20 protein-coding genes and 1 tRNA gene are annotated in these 25,232 nt (G+C 36.4%); 9 read left to right on the plus strand and 12 right to left on the minus strand.

All coding sequences use genetic code 11. From position 1 onward, the window contains the following. The 4 genes from Q0W04_RS03995 to Q0W04_RS04010 all read left to right on the plus strand — a co-directional run. Positions 1-1,501 (plus strand): class I tRNA ligase family protein (locus Q0W04_RS03995; RefSeq protein WP_298500663.1); only part of this gene is annotated, 1,501 nt, incomplete at its 5' end. Positions 1,502-1,511: 10 nt separating this feature from the next. Beyond that, positions 1,512-3,653 (plus strand): phosphoribosylformylglycinamidine synthase subunit PurL, encoded by a 2,142-nt coding sequence (gene purL, locus Q0W04_RS04000; protein ID WP_298500665.1) that lies wholly within the window; start codon positions 1,512-1,514, stop codon positions 3,651-3,653. A gap of 22 nt (positions 3,654-3,675) precedes the next feature. Next, positions 3,676-4,893 carry a gephyrin-like molybdotransferase Glp gene (gene glp / locus Q0W04_RS04005; protein WP_298500667.1) on the plus strand — a complete coding sequence of 406 codons (1,218 nt, stop codon included), beginning with the start codon at positions 3,676-3,678 and terminating at the stop codon, positions 4,891-4,893. Positions 4,894-4,909: 16 nt separating this feature from the next. After that, positions 4,910-6,040: a site-2 protease family protein gene (locus Q0W04_RS04010; RefSeq protein ID WP_298500669.1), complete on the plus strand. Its 1,131-nt coding sequence runs from the start codon at positions 4,910-4,912 to the stop codon at positions 6,038-6,040. Between the two features lie 41 nt (positions 6,041-6,081). On the opposite strand, the gene Q0W04_RS04015 is transcribed toward Q0W04_RS04010, so the two are convergent. The 3 genes from Q0W04_RS04015 to Q0W04_RS04025 form a co-directional block, all read right to left on the minus strand. Beyond that, a complete protein-coding gene (locus Q0W04_RS04015) occupies positions 6,082-6,495 on the minus strand; it encodes a ferritin family protein (RefSeq protein ID WP_298500670.1) in 414 nt (137 codons plus the stop codon). Positions 6,496-6,532: 37 nt separating this feature from the next. Next, the gene (locus Q0W04_RS04020; RefSeq protein ID WP_298500671.1) at positions 6,533-7,759 is read right to left on the minus strand and encodes an FprA family A-type flavoprotein; all 1,227 of its coding nucleotides are present in this window, start codon (positions 7,757-7,759) and stop codon (positions 6,533-6,535) included. 310 nt (positions 7,760-8,069) lie between these two features. Further along, positions 8,070-9,200: an acyltransferase gene (locus tag Q0W04_RS04025; protein ID WP_298500672.1), complete on the minus strand. Its 1,131-nt coding sequence runs from the start codon at positions 9,198-9,200 to the stop codon at positions 8,070-8,072. A gap of 535 nt (positions 9,201-9,735) precedes the next feature. Here Q0W04_RS04025 and Q0W04_RS04030 point away from each other — a divergent pair. Next, the gene (locus tag Q0W04_RS04030; RefSeq protein WP_298500673.1) at positions 9,736-10,629 is read left to right on the plus strand and encodes a phosphatase PAP2 family protein; all 894 of its coding nucleotides are present in this window, start codon (positions 9,736-9,738) and stop codon (positions 10,627-10,629) included. Between the two features lie 313 nt (positions 10,630-10,942). Here Q0W04_RS04030 and Q0W04_RS04035 read toward each other — a convergent pair whose 3' ends face one another. Further along, complete coding sequence (locus Q0W04_RS04035) at positions 10,943-11,632, minus strand: 2Fe-2S iron-sulfur cluster-binding protein (RefSeq protein ID WP_298500674.1); 690 nt, start codon at positions 11,630-11,632, stop codon at positions 10,943-10,945. Between the two features lies 1 nt (position 11,633). Then, positions 11,634-13,307 (minus strand): FAD-binding protein, encoded by a 1,674-nt coding sequence (locus tag Q0W04_RS04040; protein WP_298500675.1) that lies wholly within the window; start codon positions 13,305-13,307, stop codon positions 11,634-11,636. A 646-nt stretch (positions 13,308-13,953) separates the two neighbouring features. On the opposite strand from Q0W04_RS04040, the gene Q0W04_RS04045 reads away from it, so the two are divergent. Continuing rightward, the gene (locus Q0W04_RS04045; protein ID WP_298500676.1) at positions 13,954-14,643 is read left to right on the plus strand and encodes a type II CAAX prenyl endopeptidase Rce1 family protein; all 690 of its coding nucleotides are present in this window, start codon (positions 13,954-13,956) and stop codon (positions 14,641-14,643) included. Between the two features lie 25 nt (positions 14,644-14,668). Here Q0W04_RS04045 and Q0W04_RS04050 read toward each other — a convergent pair whose 3' ends face one another. The 4 genes from Q0W04_RS04050 to Q0W04_RS04065 all read right to left on the minus strand — a co-directional run bounded on the left by Q0W04_RS04050 (position 14,669) and on the right by Q0W04_RS04065 (position 19,707). Further along, positions 14,669-15,550, minus strand: coding sequence for a CPBP family intramembrane glutamic endopeptidase (locus tag Q0W04_RS04050; protein ID WP_298500677.1), 882 nt, complete (start codon positions 15,548-15,550; stop codon positions 14,669-14,671). A 213-nt stretch (positions 15,551-15,763) separates the two neighbouring features. Continuing rightward, a complete protein-coding gene (locus Q0W04_RS04055; protein WP_298500678.1) occupies positions 15,764-16,858 on the minus strand; it encodes a right-handed parallel beta-helix repeat-containing protein in 1,095 nt (364 codons plus the stop codon). Positions 16,859-16,874: 16 nt separating this feature from the next. Then, positions 16,875-18,848, minus strand: coding sequence for an ABC transporter transmembrane domain-containing protein (locus Q0W04_RS04060; protein ID WP_298500679.1), 1,974 nt, complete (start codon positions 18,846-18,848; stop codon positions 16,875-16,877). A 148-nt stretch (positions 18,849-18,996) separates the two neighbouring features. Continuing rightward, a complete protein-coding gene (locus Q0W04_RS04065) occupies positions 18,997-19,707 on the minus strand; it encodes a tRNA threonylcarbamoyladenosine dehydratase (RefSeq protein ID WP_298500680.1) in 711 nt (236 codons plus the stop codon). A 97-nt stretch (positions 19,708-19,804) separates the two neighbouring features. On the opposite strand from Q0W04_RS04065, the gene Q0W04_RS04070 reads away from it, so the two are divergent. Both Q0W04_RS04070 and Q0W04_RS04075 read left to right on the plus strand, forming a co-directional pair. Next, positions 19,805-20,554 (plus strand): TatD family hydrolase, encoded by a 750-nt coding sequence (locus Q0W04_RS04070; protein WP_298500681.1) that lies wholly within the window; start codon positions 19,805-19,807, stop codon positions 20,552-20,554. Positions 20,555-20,753: 199 nt separating this feature from the next. Next, positions 20,754-21,524 carry a V4R domain-containing protein gene (locus Q0W04_RS04075; RefSeq protein ID WP_298500682.1) on the plus strand — a complete coding sequence of 257 codons (771 nt, stop codon included), beginning with the start codon at positions 20,754-20,756 and terminating at the stop codon, positions 21,522-21,524. Here the strand turns inward: Q0W04_RS04075 and cobI are convergent. Next, complete coding sequence (gene cobI / locus Q0W04_RS04080; RefSeq protein ID WP_298500683.1) at positions 21,518-22,225, minus strand: precorrin-2 C(20)-methyltransferase; 708 nt, start codon at positions 22,223-22,225, stop codon at positions 21,518-21,520. The genes Q0W04_RS04075 and cobI overlap by 7 nt on opposite strands. Positions 22,226-22,319: 94 nt before the next feature. Here cobI and Q0W04_RS04085 point away from each other — a divergent pair, with 94 nt between their 5' ends. Then, on the plus strand, positions 22,320-24,149 hold the full coding sequence (locus Q0W04_RS04085; RefSeq protein WP_298500684.1) for a helicase C-terminal domain-containing protein: 1,830 nt from the start codon (positions 22,320-22,322) through the stop codon (positions 24,147-24,149). On the opposite strand, the gene Q0W04_RS04090 is transcribed toward Q0W04_RS04085, so the two are convergent. Then, positions 24,150-24,224 (minus strand) — tRNA-Arg (locus Q0W04_RS04090). Between the two features lie 16 nt (positions 24,225-24,240). Further along, complete coding sequence (locus tag Q0W04_RS04095; protein ID WP_298500685.1) at positions 24,241-25,230, minus strand: topoisomerase IV; 990 nt, start codon at positions 25,228-25,230, stop codon at positions 24,241-24,243. Between the last annotated feature and the right edge of the window lie 2 nt (positions 25,231-25,232).

Genomic DNA, 25,232 nt, shown 5'->3' on the forward strand with positions numbered 1-25,232 from the left:
ATATGACTTCATTACAGAAGGCCATGACCAGACCAGAGGATGGTTCTACTCACAGCTCGGAACAGGAGTAATCTCAATGGGTAAAAGTCCATATAAAAAAGTGCTGATGCACGGATTTGTTCTCGATGAAAACGGAAACAAGATGTCAAAATCCCTGGGAAACGTTGTCTCTCCCGAAGAGGTAATCGAAAAATACGGAGCCGACGTCTTAAGGTTCTACCTCCTGTGGGCTTCAAAGCCATGGGACGACCTCAAGTTCGTATGGGAGGAAATTTTAAACATCAACAAGATGTTCAACATCCTATGGAACATCTACGTATTCTCAACAACCTACATGTCCCTAGATAACTTCAACCCAATCGGACTAACAGAAGACGACATGATTTTAAGGGCGGAAGATAAATGGATTATCTCAAAAGCCAATTCCCTTGTAAAAGACGTCGGAGAGGACCTCGACAACGTATTCTTCCACAAGGCAACAAGAAAAATCAACAACTTCATACTTGAAGACTTGAGCCGCTGGTATGTAAGGTTAATCCGTGGAAGGACCTGGGTTGAAAGCGACGACCCGGACAAACTCGGCGCTTATTACAGCTTATACACTGCACTGGTAAAGTTAATCTCAGTATTATGTCCAATAGCTCCTCACATATCAGAGGAAATCTATGAAAACCTTGTAAAAGGAGTAAACCCGGAGGCTCCAGAGAGCATTCACATGAACGACTGGGGATATGACGGGGATGCAATCGATGAGGAACTGGAAGCCAGGATGGACGTCGCCCGTGAAGTGATTGACGCATCCATAAGGGCAAGGGACATGGCACAGTACAAACTCAGATGGCCGGTATCAGACATCACTGTCGTATCACAGGATGAAAATGTCCTAAGCGCAATAGATGAGCTTACAGACATCATCAAGGACCAGTCAAATACCAAAGAGGTAATATGCGCAAGCGAATTTGAAAAACTCTCATTCATCGCAAAGCCTAACCTCAAGATTTTAGGCCCTAAACTTAAAGGAGACATGGGCAAAGTTGTAGGTGGCCTAAAAACAGCTGATGGCAATCAGATAAAAGCTGATTTGGATGCAAACGGTACAGTAACAGTTGCAGGCATTGAATTAAACTCTGAAGAAATATTGTTTGACTCAGAACTTCCCGACGACTTTGTATCATCAGAGTTTGAAGGCGGAAACGTGTTTGTAAATACCAACGTCACTCTTGAAATCAGACAGGAAGCGATGGCCCGTGAACTCATAAGAAGAATTCAGGACATGAGAAAGGACATGGACCTTGACGTTGAAGCAAACATCAGCGTGGACGTTGAAACCTCAGCCGAATTCAAGGAACTGATTGTTCCGCAATCAGAAGTGATCTCTCATGAGGTAAGGGCAAAAAGCCTGATTATAACCGACACAGAAGAGTGCAGTAAAGATTCTAAAGATTATACTAAACAATGGGATATCGAAGGAGAAAAGGTAATTATTTCAATTAAAAATTAAGGGTGTTAAAATGACTTTAGCTGATTCTGAAATAGAATACATTGAAGGAATTCTCGGCAGGCAAATGAACGAGCTTGAAGAGGGCATGCTTGACGTGATGTTTTCAGAACATTGCTCATACAAAAGCAGCAGGCCATTTTTAAGGGCATTTCCTACAGAAGGAGAAAACATTATTTTAGGTCCCGGCGATGACGCAGGACTTGTAAGCGTAACAGACAAATATGCACTTGCAGTTGGAATGGAATCCCACAACCACCCGTCCGCTATCGAACCATACGGCGGAGCAGGTACAGGTATCGGTGGAATATTAAGGGACATCATTTCCATGGGAGCAATGCCAATAGCGCTTCTCGATTCACTTAGATTCGGACCTCTTGAAGAAGATGAAAAATCAAGATACTTATTTGAGCATGTCGTAAAAGGAATTTCCGATTACGGAAACCGTGTAGGGGTACCTACCGTAGCAGGTGAAATCGAATTCGACGAATCATTCAGGACAAACCCTCTTGTCAACGTAATGTGTGTGGGACTTGTCGAAAAGGATAAGATTGTAAGGGCAGAGGCACCTAACATCGGCGACGTATTTCTGTTGATGGGAGGAACAACAGGCCGTGACGGAATCCACGGAGTAACATTCGCATCAGAAGAATTGACTTCTGACTCTGAAACCGAAGACCGTCCTGCAGTTCAGGTTGCAGATCCGTTTACCAAAAAAAGAGTATTGGAAGCATCCCTGGAAATATTGGAAAAAATCAACGTAAGCGGTGTAAAGGACCTCGGTGGAGGAGGCCTTACATGCTGCATTTCAGAGCTTGTCGACTCATCAGACAACGGAGCACTGGTTGACTTGCGCGCAATTCCTTTAAGGGAAACCGGAATGACTCCTTATGAAATAATGCTTTCAGAGTCCCAGGAAAGAATGGTATTCGTCATAAACCCTGACGATGTCGAGCTGGCGCAAAAAATCTGCGACAAGCATGAAATCACATCATCAGTAATCGGTGAGGTAATCGAAGGAAACAACATGATCATTTCAGATGAAGGTGAAGAGCTTGCAAACCTTCCAACAATTCTTTTAGCAGACCCTCCTTCAATCGACAGGCCGATAGCTGAAGTTCCGGAAGACACACAAAAAATAGAACTTAAGGAACCTGGAGTTTACAAATCCCTGCCAAAATTATTATCCTCTCCAAACATCGCTTCAAAAGAGTGGGTATACAAACAGTACGACCATGAGGTACAGGTAAGGACAGTCGTAAAGCCTGGCGATGACGCTGCAGTATTGAGAATAGATGATGAAACAGCAATCGCACTTACAACAGATTCAAACACAATCCACACAAAGCTCTCCCCATTCGACGGGGCAGCAGGATGCGTTGCCGAAGCCATCAGAAATGTGATTTCAATGGGAGCAACACCTTATGCGGTTGTTGACTGTCTCAACTTCGGAAATCCTGAAACACCTGAAATATTATGGCAATTCAAAACAGCAATTGAAGGAATGGCTTTGGTTGCAGAAAAATTCAATGCTCCGGTAATCAGCGGAAATGTAAGTTTCTACAACGAAACAGAAGGAATCAAAATCAATCCAACCCCTGCAGTTGGAGTAATCGGTGTTGAAAAGATTGAAAACATCAGAACCATGGACTTTAAAAATGAAGGGGACAAAATCATTTTAATCGGTAAGACCTATGATGAGCTTACAGGTTCAGAATACCACAGAGCCATTCATAATTTGGAAGTTGGAACCGCTCCAAGAATCAGAATAGATGAGGAACTAGCTAATGGTCAGACTGTATTGAAGCTTATCGATGAAGACACTGACAAAAACATCACTGCAGTTCACGACGTTTCAGCAGGAGGTCTTGCTGTGGCACTTTCAGAAATGGTAATCAAATCCGGTTTGGGTTGTGATGTAACATTAACCGATGATGAACTGGATAAAATCCAATTGCTTTACTCAGAAAGTCATGGAAGATATCTTTTAACCGTTAAGGCAGATGCAGCTGATGATATCATGGCAAAAATAGATGTTGAAGCACAAATCATAGGTGAAGTCAAGGGCACCAGCCTGAACATTAACGATCACGAATTCAGCTTTGATGACTTGAATGATGCATATCACGGAGTTTTAGAACAGTACATGGCTTAAACAACTTGGGGGAGTTTTTTACATGTTTTTATCAAAATTGGATTCGCTGTCAAACGCTTTAAAGATTATCAATGACAATCAGAAATTCACAGGCGTGGAGGAAATATCAATACACGATTGTCACAAAAGGGTATTGGCTGAAGACATTAAGGCCTATCATAACTCTCCACCTTTCGATAAATCTGCAATGGACGGTTTCGCTGTTATCGGTGAAAATACCTTTGGAGCGTCACAGTCAGCTCCAAAACAGCTGAAGGTTATAGATGCAATCGGTGCGGGGGATTTTTCACAAAAGACTGTCGGGCAAAACGAGGCTATCGTTATTGCTACAGGAGCTCCGATTCCTAAGGGCGCCAATGCGGTCATAATGAAGGAATACACCACAACCGACGGGGATGACTTGACAATTTATTCCCAGGTCACTCCCGGTGAGAATGTCAGCCCAAAGGCCGAGGACATCAAAAAGGGAGAGACAATCCTTTCGAAAAACACCTTCATCAGATATTCCGAGATGGGTCTGATTGCATCAGCGGGTTATGACAGGGTAAAGGTTTTCAAAAAGCCTAAAATCAAGCTTATCATAACAGGAAATGAACTGGTGGAGCCGACAAAAGAGGAAATTGACAAGGCAAAAATTATCAATTCCAATCAGTTTACAATTAAGGCAATGATTGAGGATTCAGGGGCAACCTGTGATATTTCACATGCAGGAGACACATTCGATGAAGTCAGGGATGCAATACTTGAAGCTTCAAGAGATTATGATGTCATAATGACCACCGGAGGAACAGCCATAAGTAAGGGAGATGTTGTTCTTGATGTGGTTGATGATATCGGTGAGATATTGTTCCACGGCGTTGCAATAAGGCCGGGCAAACCTATAGGTGCCGGAATTGTAAACGATAAAATGGTATTTACATTTTCAGGCCAGCCTGTAGCGGCAATGTCTCAGTTTGACATTTTTGCAAGAAAATACCTGTTTGAAATGCAGGGAAGGCCGTTTGACTTCAGCATAGTCAAAAAGGTATCTCAGCTTAAGGTTCCCTCCCAGCTCGGACGTACAGATTTCATCCGTTCGGTTACCGATGAGGAATATACAAGGCATGTCCTCAACAGGGGTTCCGGCATCATAAGGTCAATGGTTGAGGCGAACAGCTATATCATCATAGACGAAAATGATGAAGGATATCAGAAGGGCGATATAGTTGATGTTGTCTTCTTTGATTCACTACTTTGGTAGGTAAAGAGGCATTTTAATGAATGGGATTTATTATTATTTGATAGCTTTTGCTGTCATCTGGATATTGGCTTTAACATTGAATACAAGACTTGAAAAGTACGGTGTCGAAACCAACTTTCCAATCATAATGTGGAAGACCAAAAGGCTGAGGGGCCTTATATCCAGAATATCTAATTTTTCACCTAAATTCTGGCGATGGTTCATGAATGCGGGCATTGTAGTGTCATTTTTGGCAATGATATTCATTACATGGACGATACTGAGTTCGCTGCCGTCAGTTTTTGAAACACCTGCGGTATCCATTGTGGTTCCGGGCGTGGAAATGCCGGGTTCATCAATCTACATTCCATTCGTATACGGTCTTCTTGCGCTTGCAAGCGTGCTTATAGTTCATGAATTTTCACATGGTATACAGGCCGTCGGAGAAAAGATTTCCATAAAATCAATAGGACTGCTTCTTTTTGCAATTTTGCCGGGAGCGTTCGTCGAGCCTGATGAGGAGGAACTTAAGCAGGCCAAAAAGTCATCACAGCTTAGGGTCTATGCGGCAGGATCTGTTGCAAACATGTCACTTGCACTTATAGCTCTTGTTTTGGTATCGTTAATATCTGCAGGAATTCCAACATTTTTTGCAGAAGACGGTATTGCAATCGACAGGATTGTTTCAGATTCACCTTCCGACGGAATTTTAAAGGAAGGAATGATTCTGCAGGAAATAGACAATCATAAAATAACAAATTCGACAGATTACGGTGAGGTTGTAAGCTCATTTGCTCCGAAAGACAACGTAACTGTCAAAACGGACCAGGGCACATATACGATTACGCTGGATAAAAACCCAAGCAACGAATCAAGAGGATTTTTCGGAATACAGGCAACCAAACATTTCAAGTTAATAAACGACAGTCTCGGACCTATACCATGGATTCTGTTTGAGCTTTCCGAGCTGTTTGAATGGATGTTCATGCTGAATCTGGGAATAGGACTGTTCAACCTGCTTCCGCTCAAACCTTTGGATGGAGGCCACATGCTTGAAATACTGCTCAGATATAAACTGTCCGAAGAAAAGGCAAAGCCAATCGTAAACGCATTGTCTGTAGTAATGGGTATGGTAATCGTTTTCAGTCTGGGGGCCGGTTTTATTTAAAAAAAGAAAAAATAAGGAAAGAATATTTAAATTCTTTCGGTTTAGAAGTATCTTTCCAGGATACCTTCAAGGATTTTGTAGTGACGGCCTTCGTCTTTGGAGCTTTCACGGAAGAAATCAGCAGCGGTTTCAATTCCGGCTTCTTCAGCTTTGTCAGCTGCTTCTCTTTTTTCAGCGTTAGCCATTTTTTCTCCGCCCATCATCCATTCGATGTTGGCTTTGAGGTCGTCTTTGATGATTCCGTTCATTTCACAGAATCTTGCAGCATGTTCAGCTTCTTCCCATGCTAATCTTTTGAATACTTCAGCTAATTCTCCGTAACCTGCTCTGGAAGCCTGTCTGGACATAGCTAAGTAAATACCAACTTCGTTGGTTTCTCCTTCAAAGTTTCCTGCAACGTAGTTTTCTACAGGAGTGTCTTTTGTAATTCCGATTTCATGTTCGTATTTTACCATAATAATCATTCCTTTAATATTATTTTAGTTTTTAATATTATAATTCTTTACATGCCTGAGCCAGTTTTTTACCTAACTCGTAGCTTGCTTCGTCTTCTTCAGCGTTTGGAACGAAAGTAATTTCCTGGGTGTCAACTACATCGAATCCGCAGTTTCCTAATTCTTCAGCAAGCATTGCAGGAGTTCCTCCTTTTCCACCCATTGAACCGAAGGTAACTGCTTTTCTCACAATTCCGGTTCTGTTAAAGAGCAATCCTTTAAGGTAGTACATGATGTCTCCGATACTTGGGTATGGCACATCGTTGATGGTAGGGTCTCCAACAGCAATTCCTTTACTGGTGAGGATGCTTTTGACGATTTCAGATCTTTCATCTTCGTGAAGGAAGAAGATTTCAACGTCGTATCCTTCAGATATTGCACCTTCTGCAATTTCATGAGCCATCTGCTGGGTTGAGTAGTGCATGGTATCGTAGATAATGGTAATCTTGTCTTCACATACTCCTGTTGCCCAGTTCTGGTAAGCGCCAATAACCTGCATAGGGTCGGTCCAGATTTGACCGTGGGACGGTGCAATCATTTTAATTGAGTCTAATAATCCCAATTCCACAACTTCATTTAATTTTTTAAGCACAAGCTTTGAAAGCGGGGTAATAAGGTTTGCATAGAACTTCTGAGCGGCATCCATCAATACGTATTCAGGGATTTCATCAGAAAATCTCTGGGTGAAACATAAGTGCTGACCGAATGCGTCGTTAGGGAATAAGATGCCTGTTTCATCAGCAAGCAAGGTAAACATGCTGTCCGGCCAGTGCAGGAGGAATGCATCCAGGAATGCTAAGGTTCTTCCGCCAACATCCAAGCTGTCACCTGTTCCGACAGTGATGAATTCAGCGCCTTCAAGTGCAGGGTAGTGTTTTAAAAGTCCGTTTACTGCAATTTTGGTACAGTAGATTGGTGCTTCCGGGAATCTTTTGTGCAAGTCCACCAAAACACCGGAGTGGTCTTTTTCAACGTGGTTTTGGATGATGTAGTCAACTTTTACATCTCTTCCTTCCTGTGCGAATGCGTCATCGATACGTGCCATCATTTCCTTTGTTTTTCCAGGGTAGGCATTGTCAATGATTGCCACTTCGTCTTCTCCAAATACAATGTATGCGTTGTATGTGGTTCCGTCTAAGGTATATCCGTGGTAGGATCTTAAATCCCAATCGAGTACACCAATCCAGTATACTCCATCAGCTATTTTTTGTGCGTTAGCTTTCATTTTAAAATCTCCGTTTTTTTGGTTAATTCTTTACGAATTAATAATTATTTGTGTTATATTATTATATATAATTTTGTTTTATACGAATTGTTCGTGTTATTTTTGGGTTTCTTTATATAAATTAAAGGGTTTTTAGAGGTTAAAAATCGATAAGTATTGGAACTTGTGGGGGTTTATATGAAACTTTCTAGATTCTTGAAAAAATAAGTAAAATGAATAGTAATGCTGATTTAAAAATAAAATTAGAAGAGTTAATAACTTTAATGGACTCTTAAAACAAAATAAAAAATTAAAAAATGATTTGCATCATTTAAGTATCTGAATTAAGATAATTATCAAATTTCAAGTATACATTTTCTTCAAATTTTGCAAACCTATCTTTAACTTTTAATTTTCTGAATAATAATTCTCTTATCCAGTCAACTAAACCACAAACAACAAATATTCCTGCTCCAATAAGAATTACACTTATAAACAATGAAATTGGATCCATTTGAGCTATAAATTCAAATTTACCATCAAAGAAGAAATATGCAAGTGACATGTTATTGTGGATAAGATAAACCCCAAAACAAACTGGAGTAAAGAATTTGATAATGGATATAATTCCTGATTTAGTAATATTCATTTTTTTGAAGAAACAGAATAATGCAATGCCTCCAATGAAATATAATGGGGATAAATAACAATTAAAGGAATATAAATTAAATCCAGGTTCTATTAAACCTGATACATCAAGCGCATATCTCAATATCCAAGACATTAAGAAACATGCAACATATATCAAAAGCCATTTGTAACCTTTTAATTTTTTAAATATTTCATATTTATGTAAAAGACCTCCTGTGTAATATAAAACAACAAACCACAAAACACTGTATCCCTGATTAAGAGTGAATGCCATATCCTGATTTAAAACAGCAGGCAATAATGAAAATATAATAAATACGCTTAAGAATACTGAGAGATCTTGTTTTTTATTAAAATGTTTTAATCCAAGGTTTATGAATGGTGAAATTAAGAACATTCCTACATAGGCTGTAAAGAACCAATACCTACTAAATTGAGCTTTAGTAAAAAATGTAGGGATAATTGCTTTCCAATATTGTTCCAAACCAATTTCACTAGGGAATATGAATTTCAACGCAATTATAATAATTATAGAATAAAATAAAACCTCCGCCCATAGTGTTAACAAACGATAATATCTAGTTTCTTTACCATAATAAACATAACCAGTAATTAAAACAAAACAATTAACAGCGACCAATAATATTGATTCTAATAACCATGCAGATTCATATTGTGGTGAAAGTGGCACAGTAGCACCAATCACTCCCCCTTGGCCCAATATATGAACCATAGGCACCATCAACATTGATACAATCCTAAGCAAATCTATTCCATAATCCCTTTTAGAAGGGCTTTTATTAGTAAACATTGTTCATCCTCACAAATTTTTTAAAAAAATATTAAACTAACTGATATTAATTAAATAATACTTTGTTTTTATGGATATAAATAATTATTTTTTTTAATTTCATTTAATAATGCAGTTTTGCACAAACTCATATGACTAATTTGCATATAATTACTGGGAAGATTTGTATTATATTTTGTGACTAAATTGCATAAAGTAAATTGGGATTTGGAATGACTTGCAAAATTTCTAATTACCAAAAAAATAAATTCTCTATAGAGTTTTGGTGTCAGAAATCGATAAGCATCGGAACTTTTTTATAAGTTTTATACGAATTATTCGTATTTTTCAGGTTTAATCAAAAAATTGTTTTCAATGTTATTTTTCAATAGATAATTGTCATATGCTTATTGGAACAAAAATTATCAAAAGAAAAATATAAACTATGAAAAGATATATAATCTTAAATGAGGTGATTTGAATTTTAACAAATGTATTTTTGTTATTTTTACAGGGACTTCGTGAAGCCTCAGGGGGCTTTTTTGACCAATTTTTCATGAGCTGTACTGAATTTGGAAATATACATATAATCCTATTTTTAATAGGAATACTCTATTGGGCATATGATAAAAAATTTGGAGAATATCTATTGGTATCTTTTGCATTTTCACGTCTTTTAAATAGTTTTATTAAACTTACAACATGCGTATATCGTCCTTGGATTGAAGACCCTAAAATTCATCCATACGAAGGAGCTTTAAAAGATGCAACTGGATATTCACTTCCTAGTGGACATGCAACATCTTCGGGAATATTGTTCCTGGGAACATTTCTTAAAGGAAATTTCACAAAAGGATTTAAAATTTTTTCAATAATCTGTTTATTGTTAATCTGTTTTTCCCGTTGTTATCTTGGAGTTCACAGTTTATTGGATATTGTTGTCGGTTTAGTAATTGCCTTTGCATCATTATGGATTGTTGGAAAATTATTTGAAAAACTAGATGATAACCCTAATTTTGACTTAATTTTATTGGGTGCAGGAATAGTATTTTCTATCTTGCTTATAGCATATGCTACATTCAAATCATATCCAATGGATTATAATGCGGCTGGTAAATTAATTGTTGAACCTGCTAAAATGGCTGTTGAAGCATATAAAGATGTAGGATTTTGTATGGGCATACTAATATCATGGGTAATTGAAAGAAGGTTCATTAATTTTTCCTGTGAAGGACCTATTGAACGTAGATTTTTAAGAATTGGTGGGGCTTATATTGGATATATGATTATTATGAACATTTTATATCCATTAATAAAAAGCAGTTTCAATCCACAAATTTCAAACCTTTTAAATTTCTTCATGTTCCCGTTATTTGTGATGCTAATAATGCCGGCAATTATCAAATTCTTCCAAAATCGAAATAAAGATGTTTATGATAATGCATCATGAACATTTTTTTATTTTTTTTCTTTTCAAAATGATAAGAATTTTAGGACTCTTTCAAAACTTTGTTTATTTTCAAAATCCTTTTTGCGATTGTCATTCCAAATTGAATCTCTGCGATAGATTCATTTTAAAACGCCACTTTTGGTCTTGAACCTTCGTTTTTTGATTTGGCATTGTTTTTGGAAGATATTTTCAATTATTTGCTTGTTTTTTCAATTTTTATTTCTATTAATTATATATTTGAGTTTTAGTGGGAAAATCGATAAGTATCGGAACTTTTTTATAAGTTTTATACGAATTGTTCGTGTTTATTCAGTTATTTTTTCAATAATTTATGGAATTTCCAAATTGAATGGCGATTCATTATTGAAATAGCTCGTTGTGTTTGAATATTCATTGGACAAACATTTTCACAGGCAAGAGATTTCACACACGCATTATAGAAATGATTACTGTAATTTTCTTTAAGAAACTTTTGTTTATCCATGTCACCTTCTTGCTTTGATATTTTAGAAGATGTCACAGGTAAAATGGCACCATAGTAGTCATCTTCACCAGTATAGTTAGGACAAGCCTCCAAACAGCACCCGCACATCAAACATTGTGATACTTCATATTCATATTCTAAATTATCAGTATTAATACTAGCTTCTTCTTCAAGCCATTGGCGGGAATTTTTAATATTTTCAAACATGGAAGTTCTATCGACAACCAAGTCGTTTACAATAGGGAACTTGCTTAAGGGTTCTATTGTAATCTTATGGGTTTTTTTGGTCATTTCTTCTTCATTTACAAATGTTTTGCATGCAAGTCGGGGTAAACCATTGATTATCATTGAACAACTGCCGCACAGTCCTTGAAGACAGCTTGATGAATAATGAATTTTTATATCATGTTTCACATTGATTCTTTCCAGTAGGGTAGTTACTGGAATGTTGAGATTTCCTTCATAGGCATATTCCTTCATCCCTTCCGATGTTTTTATAATTACGGTTATTGACTCCATACTACCATCCCATTCTCTCTTCGGTATCGTTGAATGTAATTTTTAATTTATCATTGTCAAATGATGTTACGGTTGTTTTCAGGTATTTGTCATCTGTTTCGGGATAATCTAATCTTTGATGAGCGCCTCTGCTTTCTTTCCTTGCCAATGCTGAGGATAACATTGTTTTTGCAATACTTATCAATGATTTTAATAAAATGTAATCATAATAGCATCCATGGCTGTTTACATGGATTGTTTCAAGCAAATCCAATCTCCCTAATCCATCTTTCAGTTCACTTTCCGTTCTGTAAATTCCCATGGTTTTGTTCATTATATCTGCAATTTCTTTTTCTATTTCATATGATGAAACATTGTTGTTCTCTTTTTGCAATTCTTTCCAATTTTCATAGGCTTCATATTCGCAGTTTAATATTTTTCCATATTCTTTAGAATTGTCATTTTCACATTGTATTTCTTCCAATTGCTCGGCCACTACCCATCCGCCATGTATGGCTCCAAGCAATGAATTTCCTCCAAGACGATTGGCGCCGTGATATTGGGAGGAACATTCTCCAATAGCAAATAGGTTCTCAATATTGGTTTTATGCGCATCATCGGTACGTATGCCTCCCATGAAGTAATGGACACCCGGATAAATTGGAATTGGCTCACAAGTGGGGTCAAGATTTAGATAATTCATACAAACATCATAAACCTCATCGAGTTTAATTTTGACGGTTTTTTCATCCAGGTGAGTTAAATCCAAATAAACCTTATTTTCACCATCAATTCCGAGGCCATATTCATGACATACTCTGTATATGCTTCTAGATACAACATCGCGAGGCATTAGGGCGCCCTGTTCAGGATACCATTCCTCCATGAAATACCATTTTTCACAATTGCGCAAAGTGTATAATCTGCCGCCTTCTCCACGGGCTGCTTCAGTAATGAGCATTCGTTTGACAGGGGTTTCTATTGTTGTCGGATGATACTGTATCATTTCCATATTGGCCAGTTCAACGCCCTGACGTAATAATTTCCCGGTTACAAATCCGTCATTATGCAGGGATCCGCTGATTTTTCCAAAAACCTTATTCATGCCGCCGGATGCTATGACAACAAAATCAGCATAAAAATCTCTTATTTCCTCCGTATTTTCGTTAATCATGACTACGCCACGACAAACTTTATTATCATCCAATATTAATGATAAAAATCTCCAGCCAACATATCTTTTAATTTTATCTTTATATTCCCATTTTCTGCATTCGGTGTTGATTGCTGTTAGAATCTGTTTCCCGGTTCTTGCACCGGCGTAAGCTGTTCTCATCTTCTTTTGCCCGCCAAAGTACCTGATATCCACATTGCCGTTGTCATCTCTTGTGAAACTTGTTCCAAGTCTGCTTAACCAATCTATTATTTCCGGTGCATCATTTGTCAGTTTTTCAACGGCATTATGGTTATTGATATGCTGTCCTGCATTAATTGTGTCTGTATAATGTTCATTTACGGAGTCGTCTTCTCCTTTAGTGTTTAATGCGGCGTTTATTCCTCCCATTGCCATTACTGATTGTGAGCGTTCTGATTGCACCGGTGAAAATAATTTCACATGAATATTTTTACTGGCGGATTTTACGCTGCATGTTAATCCTGCAAGGCCCGCACCAATCACAATAATTTCTTTTACCATTAAAACCAACTCTTTCATAGAATATAATAGGATAATTCTGATAGGAACAATAATGTAAATGTTATACTCAATAGGATTCTAACAACTTTCCTGCATTTGTTATAATCATTTTTTTCAACTAAAAATCCAAATGAAACCAATAACCTTGGAATGCTTATTTGCAAATGGATGAATAATGTAATAAAGAATAATGTATCAATAGTCAGATGAGTAATTTGCCAGCTGAAATTCGGAATGTATGCCGGAAGATAAATGTATGATAGAACATGCGCTACAATAAAAATGATTATGAATATTCCGCTAATGGCCTGAACTGGCGTATCCTTATTAATTTGGGGATAAATATGTATTTTTTTCTGACTAATCTTGTCTTTAATAAATAGATATAGGCTTATGATTATATGGACTATGACAAAGAATAATAGTATTTCACCGGTTACAATAGTATTTGGGTATAGGTAATTAATTCTGCAAGAATTAATCTGGCTAATAAAGCATGGGATGTGATAATTAGTATGATTATTATGACTAACAATGAATTTAATTTGCGCAATTGAAACATTGTTAATTATTTATGTCCTTATCATATTAAAGGTATAATTACAATTAACAATATTTAATAGTTATCTGGCTCAAATAATTATTCATGTCAAATATCGATTGGTTTAAGTTTGAAAACAAGGATTTGGATTTTCCGATTTATAAAAAGAATCCTCGTATTTCAAAAATAGGCTGGATAGTATTATTCCTTGCTCTTGTGATAGGTTATGTTTTTGTACAGGGATCACAGTTTTGGCATGGAATTATAGCTTGTATTGTCCTTATCGTTCCGGTATTATACTTTTTGAAATGGGATTATAAAGCTATTTTTCAAAAACCTGCCTTAAAAGATGTTGCTTTAGCAATAGGTCTTTTTATTGCATATATTTTATATGCTTATGTAATGACTATCGTTTTATCAAATTTCGGGATTGTTGGTTCTTCGGATGGAGGTTCAACAATTACATTCATGGATATTCCTCCACTGATATTTTCATTGATGGGTGAGGAATTCATTAAGTTCATTCCATTCATTTTCTTTTTGAGAATTTTCTTTAAATACACAGATAATCGTAAATTATCCGTAATAGTATCAGTGCTTGTAGTAATGGTGCTTTTTGCATGCATTCATGCATATGATTTCAAAATGCTTTTGTTTGCATTATTTATTCAGGGTTTAGGTTCAGTATTTGAGTTTATAGGATATATCAAAACAAAAAATGTCTTGATTTCATACATTACTCATTTGTGTACAGATGTGTTTATTTACATGATTATAATTATGGGGATTGGATAGAAGTAAAATTTACTTCAATATCCAATTAAATCAATTTACATTTCTCTGTTTTTTCGCTAAACCATCCTTTTTTGTTACCTATGTAATATAATGCAAATGCAGTAATTAATGTAATGACGATTGTTGATACAAAATTGGTCATGTCAATTGTTGATGTGGACACGTCAAATCCTAAAGCCACAACCATTGCGATAGTAAAATTATTCACGCTATGGAACGCTGAACCAGGTTCCAAACCGTTTGTCTTCCAAGCAAAAAATCCTAAAACAAGTCCATCAATAAACACTCCAATTACTCCTAAAATACTGTAGGGGTGCATTAATGCAAAGATTGCTGCTTGAGCTATCAATGCCAGGACAGGTATATTAAACCATGATCCTATAGTTTGCATTACAAAACCTCTTAAGAGGTATTCTTCTGCAATACACTGGAGGGGGATGATTATTAAGCATATAATGAAGAATGTTGGTGTTAATGTATTTGGACCCTGTCGTCCGGTTATCATGGCAGCTATAACCTGATATATTATGGATATTGCTAATGGAATGGTTAAACATTTAAAGTAAAGTTTCCAGTTCCATCCTCCGCGGGATGAGGAGTATGATGAAAAAGGTCTGTCACGAACAATCCTGGAAGCAATATATATTGAAGGAATGAAAATGGCTACAGACAGATAACCTATATAGCTTCCAAGTTCAGAATTCAATGAACTATATCCTCCACTTACTAAAGGAGAAATAACATCAAAACCATATATTATGCCAAAAATTGCAAATATCAAAGTTTGCAATACTAAATAAACAATAGCTCCAATCACAAGTACAATCAATGGTTTATACCATTTATAACTTTCAAAAGTTCTTGGAAAAGTAATATACTCAGGGAATTTATTATCATTTTCGCTCATGAATGTATATTTATTTAAATAACTATATTTACTTTACTTTAATTAATGGAGGACTTTATTGAGAGCGTTTTGGTGAGTATTTCAAATATTTTATATTTGTCAAAAATTGAACTACTCGAACTCTACAGCTTGAGGTAGTTCAAATCGATAAATATCGCAACTTTTTCATCTGACTAGTGCAAGAATTATCAGTCTTATTTAAGTTGGAGAGGTTCAATCAATAACAATTTTCGCTGATTCAAATTCGTTATTAATTTTCCCGTTACTTTCTTCTAACTTTTTGAAATCCTCTCTGGAAATCACTATCACATCCTCATTTGATATATAATTATCATTTATGTCACAGGATATGATCTTACAGCTGCTGCAATTTCTAATAATTATATTGTTTTCATCTCTAAATTGGGATTTTTCAATTTTAAGGTAATATCGGTCTGTAAAACTTGATGGAGCCTCGTCAATTCCAATGTTTAAAATTTGGCTGTCCTTAAACCAACAGCCGACTATATTAAAATAACCTCCATTACAAATGGATTTTCCATAGCCTTGATTTTCGCTTTCAAATTTCGAATCTTTTAAAAAAACATTGCCTGATCTGTTTAGGATGGAGACAAAATATCCTCCATAATCATTGGTGCAAAATTCGTTTCGGTTGTTGTTGAAGTTGCATTTTTCAATTGTTAAAACGCCTTTTTCATTGTAAATAACACATATGTCATTGTTTCTAGCCAGATTATCATGAAAACTGCAATCTGTTATTTTTGAAGTTCCCTTATTGTGAATCAGACCGTCCCCTTTGGTGAAATTTTCACTGAAGGTGGAATTTGAAATAATCAGTGTGGAGTCTTCAAAATTTTTGCATATGGTTTTTGTATATTCTGCGGAATTGTCTTTAAAGTTTGAATCAATAATCTTCATATTTCCATAGTTTTCATGAATAACGCCGTCATTGCCAATGAATTCACAGTTATCTATAATCACGTTTCCCTTGTTTGAAATTAGGCCGTATCCACAATCAAGATTGATGAATTTGCAGTTGATAAATGAAAGTGTTTTGTTGTTTTTTAGCAATGTCATCAGATATGGCGTTTTAAAATTCTTGAATTCGACATTTCTTACAGTCAGGTTTGAGTTATTGTCCAAATGAAATGTTTGGCCGTTGCCGTCAATTGTGTGATTGCATCCTTCAATAACCAAATTGTCCGCATTGGCTGAAGTAAAAGTTTCTTCCTCTAAAATAACATCCTCAGAAATGGTTATTTTATCATTTCCGAATTCGATTAAATCAGTTAAATCTCTAAAATTCATAAAACACCAATCCATGTTATTTAAATTTTTCAAATTCAATTATTCCGAATATTCTTTTCATACTTGAAAATGATGTTTCAAGAGAAATCAGTGATGTACTTACTTTTTTAAGTGGTTTTGTTAATAATTGTCCGTAAATAATAACGGTAAGGAGAGTTCCCAATTGTATTTCATTAGTCACCAAAAAGTAAAATCCAATAATGTAAACGGAAATGTTACTTAGGTTTGTAAGTAAGGTTGTAATCGGAAATACCGCATTGGAAATGTTTCTTGATTTGATGTAATGGTCTGTTACAGTTTCATTGATTTTTTCAAACCCTTTTTCATGGAATTTGCTGCGATTAGTCAGGCTTCTTTCAAAATAGCTCATCATTATTCCCAAATTTTTTTTGTGATTTTCATATAGCGTTTTGGACTTTATGTCACTGTAATAAAAACAAATGAAATAGATAGGTAAGGTTATAAGATAAATAAGGCTCAGTTTCCAGTCTGTTGTTAAAATCAGCACGATTACAAACAGTATGGATAGGAATTGTGCTATAATTTCGGAAATGTGCATTGAAATGAACTCCCTGATGTTCATCAGGTCGTTGTTGAGTCTGGACAGGACATGTCCCTTCGAATTCTTTTGGATAAATGTCTGACCGATAGTTTCCAGATTATCAAACAGTTCCATTCTTAAATTATAAGCTATCTTTTCACTTACAAAAGCCATAAATCTATTTGAAGGTAATTTAAGCAGATAACCCACAGAATATAATGTAAACAATAATCCAATATTTGCTAAAATTGTGTTTGGTGAATCAGAATCAAATAAAAACATATTAACTATGTTTCCTGCAACTTTAGGAGCATATACGATGCACAATGTGGATATTGTAAGTAAAACCATCGAGATTATTACATGAATCCTGTAGTGACTCAATACCATGTTGAATTTTCGCGCAATTTCTTTTCTGTCGACTAATGTGTTTTTATAGTCGTTTTCAATATCTTTTTCAATGATTTCTATTCTTTTTGATGCTTTTTCGTTTTCAATTACCTTATCTTCAAGATTTAATACTTCCTCCAAACGTACTGATGTGGCGTATGAACGTGGCCATCTTTCAATCATTGTCGGAACAATCACCAATGTGGTCATGAAGTAAAGTATGTACTGTATGATGACTACAGAATCAATGATGTTTTCGGCTTCAAAACCGATTGAGTATCCGAAGTTCATCATTGTCAGCAAGACCACAATAAGGACATCCAAAACCAACAGAAGTATGGGTCCGAGGTAATACTGGCTTAACAGATAGGTAATGTTTTTGTTATAGGAATCTTCACATGCCTTTTCAAATTCACAGTGAGCTTCTTGTCTTTTAAAGGGGATGCCATTGGCTATGTTGCTGATTTTGTTAAAAAACAACTGGTTAATCTTTCCATAAGTCTTTTTTGCCTTAAAGTATATTTGTGTAAGCTGCTTTAATCTTAAAATTATAATTGCTGTGAGTATGAGGATGACTGTCGCAAACAATGCAGCAAAAGTCATGTCAATCAAGGCTATTTCAACCACGATAGCTATAAATACAAAGGGAATCACAATAAATTGCTTTAGGATTATGATTAGGAAGCCCTGTTCGGAATATATTCCTCTGGTTGACCTTGTAATGAGGCCTGTAATTTTAAATTTGTTTATCTCTTCATCAGGAAGGTTCATCAGGATATGGAAGATTTTCTCACGGGTATCGTGTGCGACCTTTGAAGAAACTTTTGTTGCGAGAACGGAAGTTGCATAAATTGAAATCATTGAAAGCACTGTTAATATCAGCATCAATGCCGCATCATCGAAAAGCAGATTAATTTCCTGAGATTTAAGGTCCATCAATGCGGAACTGAACTGGTTAATAATTTCTATTTGAAAAACAGTCTGAAGAATTACCAGCACGAAAATGACTGATATTGTCTTCCATTGGGGTTTCAATGCAAATTTCAAAAATTTCTTCATGAATTTAATTTAATCTTCAAAACTAATATATGTTAACATGATATAATATTCAGTTTCAGGGATGTGTTTTGCTCGGTTATTTTATTGGCATTCTTCTGAAACAGAAGTAGTTAGGCCTTGAACTTCCAATCATCTTTTAGATGGTTGTTCAATCACCGGCAATATCCTTTATCACTTCGCCGGCAATTATCAGTCCCGCAACTGACGGCACAAAAGAGACGCTACCCTTCACCTTAAACTTTTTGTCCTGATTAATGGCACAGTCATTTGTATTTATCGGATGTTCCTGGGAATACACAACCTTTAATTTTTCTATATTCCTCTTTTTAAGGTCCTTTTTCATTATTCTGGCTAGAGGACATACTGTGGTGTCGTAAATGTCGGCCACTTCAAACATTGTAGGATCCAGTTTGTTGCCTGTTCCCATTGAGGAGATGACAGGAACGTCAAGGGCATCACATTTGCATATTACCGCAATCTTGGCCATTATGGTATCCACACAGTCAACTGCATATGATAGGTCTTTTGTAATGATGTCAATTTCCGAATCGTCCATATAGAATTCCCTATAGACTTCAACGTTTGCATCCGGATTGATTTCCAGGATTCTTTGCTTCATCAAATCGGTCTTATATTTGCCTATTGTGTTTACTGTTGCTATAAGTTGTCTGTTGATGTTGCTTTCATCTATCTTGTCATAGTCCACCAGAATGAAATTGCCTATTCCGCCTCTGGCAAGTCCTTCACATACAAAGGAACCTACGCCTCCAATACCAAAAACTGCAACTTTGGAGTTTTTTAACTTTTCCATCCCTTCATTTCCAATCAACATTTCTGTTCTTGAAAACTTCTCATCCATGTCATTCACCAAAAAATTTAATTTGATTTGATTAATTATATTATTATTAGAAAAACAACAATAAAAACTTAATGCAAAGATTTTCAGAGGATTTCTCATGATGATTGATACACATTGCCACGTCTACAGCAGTGAAATGGAAGATGCTGAGGAAATAATCCGCCAAGCGGCAAAAAATGACATACATATGATATTGAACGGCACAGACCCCCTAAGCAACATGGAAGTGCTGGATTTGGCAGGCAAATATGAAAATGTCCACGGCGCTTTGGGATATTTCTATTCTTTTGCAGATGAAATAACTGATGAGGACATTAATCTGTTGGATGAACAGCTTGCTGATGATAATGTGGTTGCAGTAGGCGAAATTGGTCTTGACTATTACCATACAAAGGACAATATGGGCGCACAGAAGGAATTGTTTGAAAAGATGCTTGATCTGGCTGAAAAACATGATTTGCCGGTAATTGTTCACTCGAGAAAATCAATGCAGGACACCTTCGACATGATTAAAGGACATGATGTGGTCGGCTCCATGCATGCCTATCAGGGTTCAGCCGAAATGGCTCGTGAATTCGTTAAATTGGGTTTTTATATTGGAATTGGGGGACCGATTACCCATCCCAACAACAAAAAAGCAAGAAAAACAGTAAATAATATAGATATTGGCCATGTCCTTGTGGAAACCGATTCACCGTACATGGCTCCCAAAGAAACAAAAGGAGAAAGAAACACTCCGCTAAATCTTAAATATGTCATAAGAAAATTGGCTTTGGAGTTGGATTTAAAGGAAAGCGAAGTTATGGAAATAACCTCTCAAAATGCAAAAGCGCTGTTCAAAATATAGTGTTTTCCTTGATACTATTTAGGTATACGAACTATTTTATATGTTTTTAAACGAACAGTTCGTATTCATTTTGATTTTTATATAATGTTTGTTCATTAAATTTATAAAATTATTAAACAAACATAGCTCTTTCGGTTTATAGATATATTTATAAACCCATTTATATCAAATATAATTATATAATTGGGGGATATTTTACATGAGCGAACAGAAACCAATTCAGATTTTTTCAAATTCCAACGATAATATCGGAGTCAATGTCATCAAAAGCCCCGTAAAGCTTACCATTTTGGAGATGTTAAGGGACAGAGACATGGAATTTGATGAAATAGTTAGCAATACAGGAAAGTCAAAATCAACAGTATCAGTTCATCTTAAAAGCTTAAGAGAAAGTGGAATAATTTCATATAAGGTTCATCCAGTCGACAACAGGAAAAAGATATTTTATTTGAATTCCAAATACATAGGTTCAGTCGACATTTCCGAACCGACACAAATCAAGGAAACCCAGGCCGACTATTTGGTAAAGCACATTGTGGATGAGGATGCTGAATTTTCAACATTGCTGTTCCACACTCTCAAGGCCATGCTCATTCAGGAAGGAATAAATATTGACCCTATTTTACAGTCTACAGGCAACAGTATAGGCAGGTCCATTTTTGACAAGTTATATGATGACGATTTGGATATTTTCATGGACAATCTTGCCGAATTCTGGCAAAGAAAAGGTTTGGGTAGAATGACCTTCAAGGTTGGTCAGATTATCAAGATTACAACATACGACTGTTTTGAATGTGGTTTGCTTCCAAAAACAGGAAAACCGGCATGCTTTTTGGACACCGGAATACTTGAAGGATTGTTCAGTGAATTTTTCAATCTCCCTGTCAGCGTCATTGAAACCCAATGCTATACAATGGGAGATGAAAAATGTGTGTTTGAAATAGAACCGTTAGGAATCAAATCCTACTGATCGTTTTCAAACTTGATAATTGTAGTTGTAAGATAAGGTTTTTCGTTTGAAAAGCCTTCAATTATTTTTTCATTTTCGCGTGTACAGTTCTGCACGGAATATATTTCTTTAGGCCTGTTTTTCTCTTCAATTGTTGATTCCAGTTGTGAAGTGTTTCTTGAAGCTTTCATAAGCACAACTGAATCACTGTATTCAAGAACCTGTTCCACCCTGTCGTCAATTTTAGGAACAATTGTTAATATCTGGTTCTGTTCCACCAGTGCCTTGTTTCTGGCAGCGGCACAGGCTGTAAATGAGGTAATTCCCGGCACGGTTTCGATTTCATACTCGTCAATCAGTTTCTTTTGAACGTATGCATAGGTACTGAATACTGAAGGATCGCCTAATGTGATGAAAGCCACATCCCTTCCGCTGTTGAGGTATTGGGCTATCATTTCTGATGCGCTTGTCCAGATTTTTTCAAGTTCGTCCTTATCCTCAATCATTGGAAAAATAGGGGTTACAAGCATTAATCTTTTATAATCGTCTCTTTCTTCAAGTACTGGTTTTACAATGGATAGGGCAATACTTTCTTTTTCTTTTGATGATTTTGGTGTAAATATGACCGGCACTGTTTTTAAAATTCTTGCCGCTTTTAAAGTTAATAATTCTGTATCTCCGGGTCCAACACCAATTCCATATAATTTTCCTTTTTCAGCCATATAATCACTTTGCATTACAATATTTTATTTTTGGTTTTATTCTCCAAATGCTCTTTCTATAATTTATTTATAGGATATCAACTAATATAATGTTATGGCTAATTCTATGTTTTGTCCGAATTGCGGAATGTTAAAGGTTAACTGTACTTGCGGAATGTCTGGTAATAATAAAAGTAAAGGACCAACTAATTTGTTTAGTTTTTCCAAACCTAGAACATCTTCCATTTTGGATGATGAGATTCCGGAGGTTTATGCAGTCGAAAACCACAAGTTAGATGAAGGAACCGCAGCATATCTAAAGGAGATTCACCCTTCAATAGATGATGAAATCATAGAAAACTTCCCTTTTACAGAACCTAGGGTAGGTCAGCTTGAAATCATACAGGATATAAACGATGCAATCAGGCAGGGATACAAATACATTATTCTTGAGGCCGGAACAGGTACAGGAAAGTCAGCGATAGCCACAACCCTTGCCAAAATGTATGAATCAGCATATATCCTGACAATGACAAAACAGCTGCAGGCCCAGTATTCCAATGAGTTTGATTTTCCTTTGGTTAAGGGTAGGGGAAACTTTGCCTGCCTGAATGATAATCTGGAGACAACCTGTGATATGGGTGCATGTAAGACAACACCTACATCCAGCAACTTTTTCTGCCGTTACGGAATTGCTAAAAATCCTACATTGGATGCTGAACTTGCATTTGAAGATTCATTCGGCGGAGCCGTTTTCTATCAGTCTCCAAGCCACTGCCATTACTGGAACCAAAAGGCAAATGCAATCAACTCTCCAATCACACTGATGAACTATGATTATGCAATCGTTGAGCTCAATTATGTAAAGCATTTCGCTCCACGTTCATTGCTGATATTGGATGAGGCCCATAACATCGAAAACAAGCTGATGGCGACAATGGAGGTTACATTATACAACAGAACCCTTGAAAAGGACATCAGCAAACGCATATCCGAAGAAACATTAAAGGATGGGGAACTTCCAGAATGGAAAATGGAAATTGAAGCCATTCGTGAAAGCTATGAGGACATAGACCTGAAGGATGTTTCAAAAAACAAGGCTGACAGAATCAGATCAACCATTTCAAGGCTGAAAACCCTGACCAACAATCTTGAAAAGGAACCAAAAAATTGGGTAATTGATGCCGATGAAAGCGGAGTGGTATTCAAACCGTTAAGGGTTCATCACTATGCCAAGGATAATCTGTTGAAGTATGGGGACGTTGTCATTTTCATGAGCGCTACAATACTTTCACACAAGATGTTTTCAAAATGGCTGGGTCTGAATCCGAATGAAGTCTATCACATCAAGGTGGACAGTCCGTTTACAAAGGAAAAGAGGCCTATAATTTTGGATTTGGCCGGAAAAATGTCAGCCAACAGAATAAAAAACACAGCTCCCAACACCATTCCGATTCTGCAGGAAATCCTTAAAAAGCATGAGGGCGACAAGGGGTTAATCCATACTCACAGCTATAAATGCCAGCAGTACATTCTCAATAACCTCTATAATTCAAGGTTAATTTCACATTCATCTAAAAACAGGGAACAGATTCTTAATTTCTTTGAAAAAGATGAAAATCCATTGGTTTTGGTTTCACCGTCCATGAGTGAAGGTGTGGATTTGCCATATGACAAATGCAGATTCCAGGTAATCTATAAGATACCGTTCCCTTATCTCGGTGACAAGCAGGTCAACATGAGAATGAAAAGGGATAAGAAATGGTATGCCTACAAAACAGTAATGACCCTGATGCAGGCCTATGGGCGTGGTATGAGGGCCGAAGACGATTCATGCTACACATACATCATTGACAGCGACATTAACATGCTGTTCAAAAGCCCGATGTACAGATCATTGATACCTGATTTCTTTAAGGAAGCGGTTGTTAGGGTTAAGAAATAGCGGACCTGGAGGGATTTGAACCCCCGATCTCAGGATCCGAAGTCCTGCGTCATATCCTGACTAGACTACAGGCCCGTTTAAAAAAGTAATTTTATTTTTCGATTTTATCTTGACTGTCAACAGAAATGATAGGCATGTCCTCGATATCTTCAACTTCGGCAAAAATGTCGTCAATGGATTCGCCTTCACGAACCGCCTGTTCATATTCAATCTCTTCAATTTCGTCAGCGGTCAAACCTTTCTTGTCTTCAGGCTTTTCACGTGCTGGAGGAATTTTATCAAGTTCTTCTTGAGTCGGTGGCGCTGGTTTTTTCGGTTTGGATGGTTTTCTTAATTTGTTTTTCAAATCTTTGATGTTGAATTCGCCGATTTTGTAGGATTCCTTGTCTAGAGGAATGTTGCTTTTTGGGATAACTTTTGGGTCAGGTTCTTCTTTAGCGGATGTTTTTTTATCTTTTTCATCCTTTTCGATAGAATCTATACTGTTTGTTATCCCTTCAAGAGGATTTCTGAATCCAATTATCTTGTATAATCCGTAAATTAAGAGTAATAATCCAAATATAAAGAATATGACTGAAATAAAGTTGGTTTCGCCTGAAACAACATTGTCTATAACTCTATCACTGCGTGATGAGAAAATGAATGCGCCAATGGCCACAAGCAGCAATCCTAGAAAGGCACTTATGATTGCTAAAACAGGAGTTCTTCCAACCTTTGCATTAATGAAATTGTCAAAGCCTTCTGTCATTTCGCTTGTAATGTCTTCAAAGATATCATCGCTTTCATAAGCCTCATCATCATTTTCACTTTCTTTTTCATCAGGAGTTTTGATTATAAAATCTTCATCGATATTTTCTTCTAAATTAATAGCATTTTCGTCGTCATCTCCTGGATGATAGATAAATTCATCATCTATCTCAAGATCATCATATTCATCATGATTTTCGTTGAGATAGTTAATCAATTCGATATCCTCTTCAAATTCTTCAGAGTTGTCACTAGGCTCCTGCTCATTTGAAATGTTGTCTATCATGTCCTTAAGATTAGAAATCCTATGCTCTTTTTCTTTAGAATCCTTCATAA

It is taken from the genome of uncultured Methanobrevibacter sp. (genome assembly GCF_947170395.1).
Taxonomy (GTDB): Archaea; Methanobacteriota; Methanobacteria; order Methanobacteriales; family Methanobacteriaceae; genus Methanocatella.